We start from the raw sequence: 14,951 nt of genomic DNA, 5'->3' as shown, positions 1-14,951 counted from the left end.
CAGTAAGAACCACAGTTACTTTTTCCCTTTTCCCAGGCTATTTGTTTCGCTGCACTGGGTGATATTTTTGTTCCAGGTTGACCAAACTTTTCTGATAGGCTAGTCTTGTTATCAAAACTCCCCCAGGCACCTATATAGGCCCAAAATAGACGTTTTTCTTCAATACTTCCTTCGGAATAATTTACATCTGCATCTCGTTTTGAATAATCATACTCTGGTTTGGCTTTTGCCCCTTTATTTAAACAAAAAAAATAGGATGGATAACCGCCATAGATTCCCTTTAAGTTTGGATGAGCGGGGTCCCCCGTAGCCTCAAAGTTTAAATGAAACCCCCAGGTTGTCAGGATATCTAATGGTAGATATGGTAATACTGCCATGCCTAAAATAGTGGCAGACAATAATGTGGCAATCTTTCGCTTTAAATTTGTTTTTTTCATTGATACCTCCATTTTGGCCATAAAAAAAGCTACCGGATAAAATAATCCGATAGCTTTTTGTTAAAATTATTTTATTTGAAATATATCATTTGCGCAGCCTTACCTTTTGACCACCCCATCCTCACATCTGGAAATTTATTACTTACATCAGTTGGCACTTCATACCCAACCCCTTGACAATACTGACCAATTACAAATAACTGGTCTACTCCTTCAAAAACATAGGAGGTTTCATACACATCTGCAATAGTAAAAAACTTATCTTTAGATGTTGGCTCATGGGCCAGCCATACTCCATCAACTAAGAATACAGGATATGCATGGGAAAAAGGCCCCATCGAACTTACTGGTATCCCTATGCAAGTTCCTAATAATCGTGCGGCATCCGTATACCCATCGCACATAGCCATTTTATTTACCAAACACCCATAAGGATAGTGGCAATCTTCTGATTCTGCATAATCATAATCTGCCTGCATAACCCAGTTGGCAATATGCACAACCTTCTCATAATCAGATGCATTTCGCCAGTCAAAACTATTTAAAAATTTCCTAACTTCTTCAACCATCTTTGTCTTCTTATTTTGGTCTACATAGTCAAGGCCGGTTGCTGGATAACCTGCAAGTTCAGCTAATACGGCAACATTTAAGCCTCTATAAGAAGATAAATAGCTAGGATTTCTATCCTGAATTGCATGATTCATAGCATACATCCCATCTTGATTCAGATTCCAGGGGATATACATAACATCCCATTTCCATCCTGTCGTCCCATCAGAACCCTGAACAAAATTACTTTCAATTCTCCCTTTTAATGGATACTGTTCATTTGCCGCAGAACCATTGTTACCAGTTCCGTCATTTTTCGCTTGAACCGCACCGTTTACTGTCCATTCGCCTTTTTCGTTCACCGTAGAGCCATCCGGCGCCGTTCCGTTCGTGAGCATGTATCCATCTGTTCCAAAATAATAACACTTTCCGTCAATCCACTCCCACTGATTAGCCAAATAAGTTCCATCTGAGTTCTCGTACCACCACCCTGTGGTATCCTGTTTCCATTCTCCTGCATATGCCGGCATTGCCATCATCACAACCATAGCGGCAACCACAGCAGCCAATTTCCAAAAATTCTTTCTCATCCCAATACCTCCCAAATTATCGCTCCCATTTTCTTTATTGCCAGATCCCATTTTAGTACACGAAACCCGTGCTTTTCCCCACCCTATCCCAATGCAATTTTACATTCCCAAATTAACTTTTTCCATCTCAACTGCATCAATGCTCGCAGACTGACTGCTCCCTTATTATATCATAAATCTACTATAATTCCACTATCGGTCCATGTGAAATTGTCAATGTACGATACAAATTTTGCCATATTTGCTACCAAAATTTCCAAACTCCTTCAAGGACCTCTCACTTCCCATTCCAGACCCCGTTTTCATCCACCACATACCCATCCGGCGTCGTGGTGTTTTTCAGCAGGGCTCCCCGCTTTCCGTCGGAAATTTCGTTAAAGTAATACCATTTTCCATCAATCAACTGCCATCCAGTCACCATGCGCCCCAGGGTACCGTCGGAATTGGGATTCAGGTAGTAGCTGTTGCCATCGCCATCCTGATACCATCCCGTCACCATATGTCCGGTCTCTGAGAATCGGAACCAGCCGGCCTGCTCCTGTCCGATGCCGGCATAGGGATTGTGTACATAGGTCCACTCATTGTTGTAGGTCCTTCCCCCATCTGCAAATGTCCATTTCCCATCCGCTGTCTGTACCCAGATGCCCACGATTGCCCCCAATGGCGGTGTGCCGGAGGTCTTGTTTCCGGCAGGCGTCACCCCTTTGGAACCGCCTCCACCGCCTGACGAGCCGCCGGAACCACCGGAGCTTCCGGAACCGCTCCGAACATACGTCTCGTCCGCAGTCACAAACCGAAGCGTTACCTCACAGGACGACGCCAGATGCCCATGGGTCTGGTCCTCGCTGACCGCCGTCACCGTCTCCGTGTGAACCGCCGTTCCCTCCAGCTTCACATGGTTTCCTTCCTGTGCCTTCTTGGCATCATCCGCATAGATGACATTCTGAATCCATGCCGGATTGTTCTTCCCAGCCACGTCAAACTGCGCGCGCACCTCACACTCCTGTGTGTTGGTCCCTCTTGGTGTCAACTGAAGAATTCTTCCATTTTCCTTATCCGCCCAGGAAACATTTTTGTAAAATGGCTGTGCCGGGTATAAATTTGCCGTCAGCACCACCGGTTCACTGCAGGTATACGTCTCCACCGGCGCTTTTCTGTCTCCTGTCAGCTTCCTCGTTACGGTGTAGGAAATCTGATTCTTATTCAACCGTAGTCCTTCCACCCGCAGAGTGGTGTAATCCAGAATTTGAAAATTCACATCCACCCGGCAGTTTCCCACCACCGGCTGATGGTCCACCGAAGTCTCCGGATTGGTGGCGGCCGTCACCACGGCGCTTCTTGTATAAATCGTATTATTAATCGGATTCTGATACCCCTGATTTACCTGGGCTTCGATTTCACGTCTGATAATATTTTGAATAAAAGATGATTCCAGATTCGGAATGACACGCGCATCCGTGTCCGTATACCCTTCTTTAGAGAGATTCGTCAGTAAATTTTTGTCATCCACCGACCACATGACGGTCCTGTCGCCGGATGCCCCCGTGCTGTTTAACGTGGCATGAATCGCCACCGGCTGCACCTCCACCGTAGTGTCCTGCACGCCGTCAATATATCTGGCAATCAGCACGCCTTTCTCATCCTTCACCTCAGTCAGCACCGATGGCGCCTTCCTGTCCCCGGTCCGCGTCTGCACCACATGCAGCGCCATTTGGGACGGCTCCAGACTCAGCCTCGTCGTCACCTTCACGTACTCCGCGCGAAGCTCCGTGTCACACGCCGGCATTTCAAAGGAATAATATCCACCGCTCACATATCCCATGGAAATGCTTTCGCCCGTCTCGTCCAGATAAACCGGCGGCTTCACCTTCCCCTCCTCCGTCTCCTCATACCGCATCTGATAACGATTACCATCCCGGTTCTTTGGCGCTGTCGCCACGCTGACCGTCTCCCCCGGCGCAATCGCCGCCGGATTGTCCTTGTCAATCTGCCGGTACCAGGAACTGTTGGTCACCGGAACCGCTGTCAATGTGGCCACATCCGTGTCGTAGGTCCCGTTGGCATTTTTCGCATCAATCCTGGGGATGGATACCAGATATCCCCGCACCGGCTCCCCCTGAAATCCCGGTGCAAAATGGTCCAGCCGGAACCCCAAATCCGCCTCGTAACTGCCCCCGGCAAACTCCCGTTCCAGCTTCTGCGTTACCACATAACGCACACCAGATTCCAGTTCCTCATAGAAATACCGGTCTCCACAGCCAGTCTCCGCCGCTCCGGCCACCGTCACATATTTTTTCTCATTGTCCGTCCAATATCCGATGTGGGCTTCTTTGGTATAGGTGTTGTCCCCGTCAATATTGCTCCCGAACACCCGCCTGGCCTTCGCCCCCGACGTGGTAAACAGGTAGGATAAGTGATTGTGCTTTTCCGTCCCATAGGTAAACTGGTTTCGGCTCTCCCTGGTTCCCACAAAGGTTCCCTCGTGAGCCGCGCTCCCCTGATTGGTCCTGGAAATGTCTCCGGCAAATCTTGCCAGTATCAGATTACCGCTCTCATACTTCCCGGCAAAGCCGCCCACCGCCAGACTCCCGTTTCCACCGATGGTCCCGGACACGTAGGAATTGTAGAGATTTGCCTGATTCATCCGTCCCACAATTCCACCTACATATCCCAGTCCGCGAATCCGGTTTGCGTCACCGTCCTGGGTGATGACCGTGTTGTCCACCAGATTAGCCTTCTGCACATTTCCGCCAATGCCGCCGGTAAAACCTCCACTACCGCGCCCATTCAGCACAATGCCTTCCGCCCGGCAATTCTCAATCACCACATTTTCCGTCCCTCCCAGGATTGTCCCGGCGATGCCGCCGATATCTCCTTTGGAATTCACATACCCGGACACGGTAACATCATAAATCCTTGAGCCGCCAGTCACAGTTCCCGCCAGCACCCCGGCATCTCCTTCCCCGTAAATGTCGTCGGCCTCCACAACCAGATGCTCCACCGAGCCGCCGTCAATCACACCGAACAGCCCCACATTTCCCAGAGAATCACTGAGATTGATAATCTTCAGTCCTGATATGGTATGACCAGCGCCGTCAAAATGCCCTCGAAACGGCGTTTTCACCTTCCCGCCAAGCTCCGTCCGGTTCCGGTACCAGCCGATAGGATTCCAGTTTCCCTGATTGGTCTCAATACTTCCCAAATCCAAATCCGCTTCCAGCTCCAGGTATGCCCCCGCAAAGCTGGTTCCCTCCGCCACAGCCTGGGAGAGCCCCATCAGCTGGGACAGAGTGCTGATTTGGTAAGGCGCCTCCTTCGTGCCGTCCCCCGGAAAGTCCATCTCTCCATTCCAGTCCTCCCATAAGTCACCGGCCGCCAATGACAATGACGTCCGCTCCAGGTCTTCCATCCCGTCCTTTTCATCCACAATATCATTGTCAATCTCCGCATCGCCAGGTGTCGCTATCTTCTGGTCAGTGTCCCGAACCTCATCCCGGCCTGCATTCTCCTCCACCTCATCCGCATCCCATGGAGTCGCCCAATTCACACCTGCGTTCTGTCCCATCTCCTCCGCCATCTCAAAACTTTCAACCGCCACTGTCTCCGGCTGAATTTCCGCCGCCCCAACAAGCTGTCCGCTCTGGCACTGGCTGATGGTAACGGCTGTCACCATCACTCCCACAAAATTTCTAAAAAACCCATTTTTACGCATACAACATTCCTCCTCTTTTGTTTTCATCTACGAATCCTGCGGCATGGCAAATGCCGGCCGCAATCCTGTGGTTCCTGTCACATCCAGTTCCCCCGTGCCGCTTTTCCCTTCCGGTTTCACCGCTTGTGGCCGGATGTTCCCGTTCACCAAATCCACAATATAAACCATTCTCGTATCTTCATAATGCGTCTCATCTCCCACCGGATTCCTGAGCCAGTACCCTTTCGAGTAAGGCCCATACTGGCTCTCCGGATTCTCCTCCCGCGCTTCCTCAAACCTCCACAGATACTCCCTGTATTTAAGTGCCTCGTCCACCGACAGACAAAACAACCGCTCCGTCAGCTTCTGACTGCCAATATAACTTCCCCGCACCCCCTCCGCGTTCATCTGTCCATACAGCCCCTCCTCAGTCCTTCCCTCAAAAGCCAAATCCACCCCCGTATTGATATCGACCGCCCCTGGCACGCCGCTCTCACACTTCTCCAGCCACCGTCTGACAGCCGAATATTTATAATCATTCCCCTCCCCAAAGTTCACCACCGGTCCGGGATAAAACACATAATCAAATCTTCCATCCGCCAGTTCCTCATACCGGTATTCCGACCCAGCATCCGCCGGTATCACAGTGGTACACAAAAACAGCGCTGCAGGCTTATGATACTCCATCCTGTCCGAATAATTCTGGTCAATGCACTGAAACCGATACACCTTCCCATCCAGTTCCCGCTCCACCACATCCCCCAAATTCCAATGTCTCTTCTCCCCGGACAGCCTCTGCCCATCAATCTCACCATCACTCCGGCCATCATTCCTTCCATCGTCCCGGCCATCACTCTGGCCACCAGCCAGCCCATCTCCAGCCCAAAACCTCCCCAGGTCCCAGCCTCCATAAGCAGCGCTTGCTCCCATCAGACAAATTCCGGCTGTCACCGCCACCGCCGCCATTCCCAGCAGCGGTCTCCTCCATTTCATAAAACATCCCCCTTTCCAGGTACAACAAAACACGCTTCCCAGCTTCTCTCATCAGATATCAACGAAACGTCACCATCCGAAAAGAGTACCCAAAACAACATAACCTTAAAACCTAAACCAAAATACAATAGCAACAACAAACACATAAAAATAAAAAACAAAAACTCAATCACTTGAAATATCTGCAGATTCTGCAATGATATTAAAAGACCAAAAGGGAACAGATATCCCCTTTAGAGATGTTCTCATCATATCAACTTCTCACCCATCTGTCAACACTATTTTCCACAAAAAAATTCCCAGCCACCATGACAGTGATTGGGAAATGTTTTTTTTGTTTACTTACTGTTCCATTTTCAATCTGGAAACCATATGTATGGACGTTCTCTCTTTGGCAGCCATATAAACCATCACGTTTACCAAAGGAAGCTATCCTTTCCTTTTAGTCGCAGCACTGCTTCCAGCAGAAAGTAATCGCCATAGATAATCGGGCTATGTACCCCATCGGCTCGGTGATATGCCACTGTTCCATACCCCAGAATCCCATCTGTCTTAATGTCCCAGTCACAGCATTGTTCCGTCAGCGCATGGAGAATAGAGACCGCTCCGTCATAATAGAAAGCGCTTTCCATTTCTCCCACATGACAACTGATTTCAAGAAGTCCACAGGCGGCGCAGGCAGAGGCTGTGGTATCCCACAACTGTCCGCCGAACGCAGATGAGGGGGACTCACCACAAGCTGGCTCCTTCGGCGCCCTGAAATCTACTCTGGAGACATATCCCGTCTGGGATACCTGTGCCAGAAAGTAGTGCGCCACTGCTTTTGCGTAGTTTAAGTATCGTTCATCCTTCGTATAACGATAGCTCAGTGCAAATCCATAAATGGCCCATGCCTGGCCCCTCGACCAGGAAGAACCGGTGGCATAGCCTTGGCCCTCAGGATGCTCTATCAGACTTCCATCTGCCGTATCCAATACAGCGATATGGTGGACAGACCCATCCTCCCTAAACAGATTTTTAATTACCGTCTCCACATGATTCACCGCTGTGTTTTTAAAGCGCGGGTCCCCGGTCTCCTCACTGGCCCAGTAGAGCAGCGGGAGGTTCATCAGGCTGTCTATGATTATCCATCCGGGACGGTTTTCATTCCAGGCGGATAAAAATCTTCCATCCGGGTTATAGCGTCCATTTAACAGACTGGCGGCATGGAGTCCACGGACCCTTGATTTTTCAGAGCCGGTCAGGCGGTAGTCCGCTACCGCGGTGTGCAGCCACATAAACCCTACATCATGGTGAAGGCCCATGTATTCCTCCAACGCCAGGTCAAGCCGTTCCTCGCTCACCATAGCGCAATTTCGGAACACTTCATCACCGGTAGCGCCGTACATCTGCCACATAATTCCGGCCCAGAATCCATTGGTCCAGAAAGAAATATCCGTAGTTCCATAATCAGGATAAACGCCCTGCTCCGAAATATAAGGAATTTTGTTCCCCATACGGCGGCATTCCTCCAGAATCTTGTCCCTTATCTTTTGATAAACCGAATCTGCCCATTCCCAATCACTGTTTCTCATCATACTATTCATTTACTTTACCATTTCCTTTCGCCTCTCCTCCTGACAGTTCCAGCATATTTTCCCGATAGTTCCATTTAACTGAGATAACCTTATCCCCCATATAAATTTTCATGACGGCATAATCTATGGTATCTTCCCATACCTCCACCGATATTTTCTTCGCTTCTCCCGGTCCCTTGTCTCCCATCATCACCGCAGTCAGGAATAAACGTGACGCATCCCTGCTTTCCAGGCAGACCACGGTAGTCTCATCCGCCATATCAATCTGTGTGGACGCTCTGCCATTTTCCAGAGTACAGGACAGATTGGAGGAATAGGTCATCCGTACCAAGCGCCCGCCTATCTCTGTCTGGATTGTTCTCTTCTCCAGGCTGCTGCAAACTGTGGGCGCATTTAAGTTATAATACAGTTCTGCCCGGCTGCCATGCCTCATATTATCCACCCTGTCTGCTATAAACAAGATATCATCACAAAACGCCAGCATCCTGGTATGAACTGCCGGAAAATAGTTGACATGGCTGCCACAGATATAATCCCATTCCCCACTCTTTCCAACCTTTAAAATATCTCCAATCTGCTGTGGTCCATAAGCCCAGGTCCCCTGATATTCAAAGGCGTCTCTCCTGTCAATCAACACCGTATTATGGTAGGTTCCCCCCTTAAACAGCTTTCGATTGGGCCCTTCCTGATAATTATACCGCCCCGCATCTACCAGCACCGGAATCCCCTGGTTACAGTAGTCAAAACCGTTAGGATCTATATGGGCGTGGTCGTTATGAACCGGTGTCCTGCATGCAAAAAAGATGCTTGCCGTGTCACAGGTCCATGCTTTCCTTATCATTACCTGTTTTAAAGCTCTGTTGTAATTTACACATGGCAGAGCAACAGCGTCGCTGCCGAAATTCTTCTCCCGCAAAAGTGCCAGTAACTGTTCCGGCTTCCGCATATCCCATACCAGCTTCACTGCTTCCCTAAACAGTTCCTCTCTGCCAAAGGCTTTGGCGCACAGTTTCAGTGGAGTCTGGTCACCGGAAGCGAGATAGGTGCGGATAGCCGACTCATATACCTGTGGCAGAGCATCTGAATCTCCCCACGGCACATTATTGCCATCCGGGCGGGCCACATACATGCTATGGCGAAACATAGAGCAGACCTGCTCCTTATAAGCATCCGAAAATAGAATTCCATATTTTGATGCCACTGTCAGAGACCGGTTCATCCAGTTTAAGCACTCATTATGATAGGTGGGACATCCCTCCACCTGTCCACCACCCTCCGTCACCTGAACGGCCGCGCATCGCTCCACCTCCATGACGGCATGTTTTATCCACTTATCGCTGTCCTTAAAAAACGGTGTCATGGCTCCCGCCGCCAGCAGTCCAATGCATTCCGTTAAATAATGGTTGTGATTAGCATTAGGCCAGATAATAGGGCACACCTGATACAGAATGTTTCCATGCTCATACAGACTAGTTATCACCTTTTCGAACAACTCCCCGGTAAACTCCTCCCGTTCAGCCAACGCTTCCAGACAGATATTCCAGCTGCTGTGGGAGCGGATTCCCACCTCCAAACTTCTCCATGGATGTACGGAGGAAAAACGTTCTTTTGCCTTCCTGTAATCCAGTACAATCTCAAGGGGAGGACATGTATCAATCCAATCTTCCAGCTCCGAAAGTACCTTCTTCGCATACTGTTCTCTGCCTGTCAGATAGTATGCGTGAACCAGTGTCACCCAATGTTCCATCCGGTTGAGCTGCCAGACGAATTCATTATCATTTAACGGGTTTTCTGTCCATCTGGGTGGATTACCCACAAAGTATGGCTGTCCCATGGTTCCGCAAAGCACCATCCTCCCTTCCATGAACATTTCTGCCTTTGACACAATCTGGCTTTTATATTCAGGATATTCCCGTCCGATAAAGGAACTGCTTTCTAAAAGTGCCTCAATCTGTCCACGGCTTTGCTCCTTAAATTGCCGGTATGCGGACTCTATGGTACAGCCACTCTTCATTTTTTCTCTTATATTCCCCGTCATGCTTACCCCCATATATATTTATAAACTATACTGTTATTATATCGGGTGGCATGGCGGATACAATCTCTAAAATTGTACTGTTATCGCCATTTTAAACCTTTATTCGAAACATAATTTGAGTTCCTTCTCCCAAGACCGATGTGAAGGAAAATCCGGCGTCCTTCCCATACAAAAGCTTCAGCCGCTGATAAACGCTGGCAAGACCAAAGTGTTTGGTTGATTTATGGATGTCATAAATTTCCATGGCCGCACACAGCCTTTCCTGCTCCTCCTCACTGATTCCACTTCCATTGTCCGAAATGGTAAAATAAAGATATCCCTCTTTTTCCTGAATCTGCACCATAACCTCTCCAGGCCTGTTTCCTTTAAACGCATACTTAAAAGAATTCTCAATCACCGGCTGAATCAGCAGAGACGGAATTCTCATATCATCCAATCCGCTGTCAACCTCCATGCGAAGCGAAATGTTATCATCCTTTAAAAAGCTGGCAAGATAACAGTAGGAGGTGAGCCACAATCTCGTGTCCGCTATGCTCACATAATCCTGATTCTGTGTCAGGGACGCGCGGAAAAAATCCGAGAAACGGGTGAGTGTCGTCTCCACCTTCTCATAGTCCTTAAACTTGAGCGTCCAGATGATGGAATCAAGAATATTGAATATAAAATGAGGGTTAATGCTGGCTCTATACAGTTTCAGCTGCATCTCTTTTTTATATAAATCTCTCTGATAAAGCTCATCAATCAGATAATCAATATGTTCCGTCATATCTTCCAGGCTCTTGAACAGATAGGCAAATTCATCTGTCCTGTCCGTCTTAAACTCCACCCGGTTCCCTTCATCCCGCCTGTAATGCCTGATTTTGTCAGACAGCTCATAAATCGGCTTCGTCAAGTAATCCAAAAGTTTATAGGTTACCAGCAGAATCACCGCGCAGAAAAACAAAAAACATGTCACAAGAATCCACCCCACCTGGCGGATACCGGAAAACATCTCCTGTTTTGGAATCAGCTTGGTGTAACTGCAGCCGCGCCTGGTCATTCCTACCAGATAGAGATATTCCTTGCCATCGCAGGAAATGAACGTCCGGTTCTCGGTTCCTTCACCGACTGCTTCATAAATCTCCTCACGCAAATTGCCGGTTTTAGCTATCACATTGCCATCCTCATCGCTGATATACTGAATGGAATCCTCATACAGCTTATCCTCTATAATCAACTGCTGCATATCGTGGCGCAGCATATTAACAGAAAGCCATGCTACCGTCTCCCCAAAAAAGTCGACCTTCATCTCGCCGATATAGGAAATCATCTGGTTATAAGAGCTGGTGATATCAAGTGTTTCCGTCAGCTTTAAGGGGCCGTCACTCTCCCTGCGGTACTTTCCGAACCATCCCGTATTACCTGCATGGGCCGACATAGTCTCCGTGGACAGATATACATTGTTTCTGATATCCTGAAGATAGATGGAATAGACATTATCCGAAAAGGAAAGAACTTCTTCCAGATAAGAAAGAACCATTTGGTAATCAATTTCACTTTTCGGTTTTTGCAGTTCACTGATAATCTGCTTGCTGAAATCCACCACATAAAATGTATTGCGTAGTCCCTCCAATTCGTTATCCAATCCCCGGACCGCCGTCTCAATCTCGTAGCTCGCACTCTCCACCGCGAGTTTCTCCAAATCCTCCGATACTACGCGGTACACAAAAAAGAAGGTACCTGACAGCGCTGTCAGGAACACGGAAACGAAAATAACAAACGTTCTCCATTTCAATGATTTCATTTTGCTGCTCCCTCATCACACTTTATGAATCACCTTAAATTCTTTGGGTGTAATCCCCTCATATTTTTTAAATAAGTAATGGAAATTCTTGGGCTCCAGCCCTATCTGCTCGCAGATTTCATAAACCTTATCATCCGATTCCATCAGCTTCTTTTTAGCCAGTTCAATCCGGTAAAGGTTCATATATTCTGTGTAGCTCTTTCCAAAATCCTCCTTGAACGCTTTGCTCAAATAGGCATAACTGATTTTTAAATGCTCCGCAATATACTTTAAATTCAAAGAGACATCATCGATGTGGGCCATGGAATACTCCAACGCCAGTTTTACAATGGGACGTATCACTTCATTCTTCTTCTCCTGAAGATGCTCCTTTAATATTTCCATCTGGCTCAAAAGATGCTTTTTCATATCCGATAGATTTTCAGCCTTCTCAAGTTCAGTATCCGCCACCACAACCATCGTTTTATACATGAGATACTCATTCACGCTGCCACACAGTTGATGGAGAATCTCGGTACACTGGTTTACAATATACCGCCGCTCGATTCCCCTGCATCGGTAAGTATCAAACACACGTTCCAAGTATTCCCGGTAATCCTCCTGCTCCTTAAAAATCAGCTTTTTTAATACACTGTATTCCATATAGGTGTCCTGATAGGATTTCCCGGATTCTTTGAATTTTATTTCTGAATACCGGATTATACCTTTTTCGTCATTCAAAAACGATTCATTATAAGCCGAGTAGCTGGTTTTTAAGGAAAAGGGAAGTTCCTCTAAGGAATCCACCTTCTCCCCCACACAAATTCTTATATTTCGGTAAAGCCCCATCCGAATCTGCTCTAACACATCCTCACTAATCCGTTTCCCTCTCTCCATCACAACAACACAAGTGAGAAAACCGTTCAGTCTTACAGAGTAAACCTCCGGAAAAAAACGCCGGAACAGAGGAACACAGTCTGAAGAAGAGATATGGGTCCGGTCCCTGCTTTTTATGGAAACTGCCGTGTAAGTCACCGGATGGAAAGCCCCTTCCAGAGCGTTCCTTAACAGAGGCAGTTTGCCCATCGCACCATCTAAATACTCCTGCAGATTTTTAGCTACCTGCTCTCTGGCAAGATTATCAATCAGCTGGCGTTTCTTCTGCTCCCTTAAAAGCATTTCTATGGCGTCCCTTACCTTTTCCGCCACTTCTTCGGGGTCGATTGGTTTTAGGACATAGGCGAAAACTCCAAGTTCCAACGCCTTTTTGGCATATTCGAAGTTGGCAAATGCAGTGATAATGATAATTTTAATAGCCGGAAACGTCCGGTGGATATGCTCTGACAGCTCGATGCCGGTACCATGGTCCATCTCAATGTCGGTTAAAACCACATCCACATGATGGTCCTTCAAATACTCCATCGCCGCATGGCCGCTCTCCAAGGCATCTGCTACCTGGCAGCCAAAGCTTTTCCAGTCAATCAACTGGGTAAGACCTTCCCTGGTAATTTTTTTGTCTTCCACAATCAGGATATCGTACATAATTCCCCCATCTGTCCGCCGTTTCAGACCTTATGCTTTTGATATCCTAAACACAAACTCTTCCTTTTCCGCAGTACATTTTAACGTCAAGCGGTAAATACAGCTTCCCCAGCTGTCTATAAGTTTTTTATCTGTCAGAGTTATGGATTCTGTCTGAATATCAAATCGATTGGTATTGAACTTCATTATAACATCTCCTGTATTGGAAAGGAATCGGATTCTGTCGCATTCCACGGTCATCCTGCATGGAGTCATGTAATGAAACTCTATGTCCGTCATCTCCGGAGCATCCAGTTTTTCCGTCAATACTACCAGTCCTTCCTCCCTGTTCAGTTCCACACATCTTCTGTAATAAACTCCCTCCTCCAGACCCGGATACGCCCCCTGAATATCGCAGGACAGTGCAGAATGAGCTGCATCTGATACGTGTTCCACATTCTTGGCCCTGTACTCGGCTCCCTCCCTCTGCATAACACCGCCTATGGTTGGCAGGTTATGAAACTGGGACTGCATGGTCCAAATCTGATAACGTCCGGGGCCGAAGGATTCCTTGTTATAGGTCTCCACACCTACATCAATCAGAATGGGGCTTCCGTCGCCGTAGCAGACAAAATTTCCCACATCATTGTGATTATGGCTGTCACCGTTACTTCCACCTTTTGCGCAGAGAAACAATCCCCTTCCGACATCCCCATACTGACGGGCCGCCATAATCTCCAGACTGTCAATATAGTCTTCCAGCTCAAATATGGCTTCTCCCGCCATGTGCCGCATCTCCTTATGTTTTTGAATGGAAGCCATGGCCCTGGAAAGGGAGAGTGTGGGGAAAATTCCTTTCTTCAGCTGTTCCTCATAGCAGTATGCACCAAAATCCCTTAACCGCGGGTTTTTCATCCGGCACCCTGCCGTATAGATAATCTCTGCCGCAGGATTACATTTGGCTGAACCGTCCGCAAAGTTCACAACATAATCTCCGCCGATATACATCTTCCTGATATAGTCTGCAAAATTTACCAGTTTTTTTTCTCCGTATGCGGTGACTGCTCCGCCCGTGGCTTCGTATATCAGATTCACGCCCTCCAACAGCATCCCGCAGGCTCTCCCCCAATAGGTGGCGCCCTCGTCGCATCCTCCGTCCTGGCTGATTCCTTTCAGGTAGTAATCCATCATATCCATTGCACGTACAACCGCGCGTTTTCTTCTATCATCCTCCGTCTCACAAAATAATGTACTGATGACACAGTTCATTACACACCACGGTCCCCAGTTGTTGATATCCCTTCTGTCGGAGCAGCCCATCCACCAGTAATCATATCTGGTCAGAAACGGTTCTATTACCCGCCTCCTTACTTCCCGCTGAAGCCGCCTGGCAACCAACGGTTCTATCCGGTCCAGTTCCCTTTTCAGGAGATAATAGGTCATGGACAGCAGCATTCCCGTCTCTCCGGTAAAGATATCCACAACCGGCAGTTCCGCATCCGGCAGTGTGCGCTCCCCGTTAATCGCCTCCGGCTCATAGATGAAATTGTGAGCTGGCACCGCCCAGGTGCTCTCCTCACAAATACACCAGATTCCGTTGATAATCTGGTCCAGCCTGTCTGCTCCTGGCTCCAGGCAGTATGCCAAAACCAGGGCGCTGAGAGCGTTTCGTCTGGTAAAATACGGGGTTTCATACGCAGTCCGGCTGCCGCTCCGATAATACTCCATAAAATCCGTAGCCTTTAATACCGGGTACTCGATATCTGCATACGGTTTGGCCGCATCTAAAATAA

At 48.1% G+C, this 14,951-nt stretch carries 8 protein-coding genes; all 8 read right to left on the bottom strand.

Translation table 11 applies throughout. The annotated features are described in order from the left end of the window. Positions 1–508: 508 nt before the first annotated feature. A complete protein-coding gene (locus HMPREF9473_RS26045) occupies positions 509–1,576 on the bottom strand; it encodes a hypothetical protein (protein ID WP_006779343.1) in 1,068 nt (355 codons plus the stop codon). A 277-nt stretch (positions 1,577–1,853) separates the two neighbouring features. Continuing rightward, positions 1,854–5,288, bottom strand: coding sequence for a hypothetical protein (locus tag HMPREF9473_RS06825; protein WP_006779342.1), 3,435 nt, complete (start codon positions 5,286–5,288; stop codon positions 1,854–1,856). Between the two features lie 27 nt (positions 5,289–5,315). Beyond that, positions 5,316–6,260 carry a hypothetical protein gene (locus tag HMPREF9473_RS06820; RefSeq protein ID WP_006779341.1) on the bottom strand — a complete coding sequence of 315 codons (945 nt, stop codon included), beginning with the start codon at positions 6,258–6,260 and terminating at the stop codon, positions 5,316–5,318. Between the two features lie 416 nt (positions 6,261–6,676). Then, entirely contained in the window at positions 6,677–7,837 is a 1,161-nt protein-coding gene (locus tag HMPREF9473_RS06805; protein ID WP_138669945.1) for a glycoside hydrolase family 88 protein, read from the bottom strand. 1 nt (position 7,838) lies between these two features. Further along, positions 7,839–9,875 (bottom strand): heparinase II/III family protein, encoded by a 2,037-nt coding sequence (locus HMPREF9473_RS06800; protein ID WP_006779339.1) that lies wholly within the window; start codon positions 9,873–9,875, stop codon positions 7,839–7,841. Between the two features lie 91 nt (positions 9,876–9,966). Beyond that, positions 9,967–11,658: a cache domain-containing sensor histidine kinase gene (locus tag HMPREF9473_RS06795; protein WP_006779338.1), complete on the bottom strand. Its 1,692-nt coding sequence runs from the start codon at positions 11,656–11,658 to the stop codon at positions 9,967–9,969. Positions 11,659–11,673: 15 nt separating this feature from the next. Next, entirely contained in the window at positions 11,674–13,161 is a 1,488-nt protein-coding gene (locus tag HMPREF9473_RS06790; RefSeq protein ID WP_207636782.1) for a response regulator transcription factor, read from the bottom strand. 48 nt (positions 13,162–13,209) lie between these two features. Next, a partial coding sequence (locus HMPREF9473_RS06785; protein ID WP_080568794.1) for a heparinase II/III domain-containing protein occupies positions 13,210–14,951 on the bottom strand: 1,742 nt, incomplete at its 5' end.

Source organism: Hungatella hathewayi WAL-18680 (genome assembly GCF_000235505.1).
Classification (GTDB): domain Bacteria; phylum Bacillota; class Clostridia; order Lachnospirales; family Lachnospiraceae; genus Hungatella_A; species Hungatella_A hathewayi_A.
Note: the sequence above shows the minus strand (reverse complement) of the source record. Positions and strands in the feature narration are given on the sequence as shown.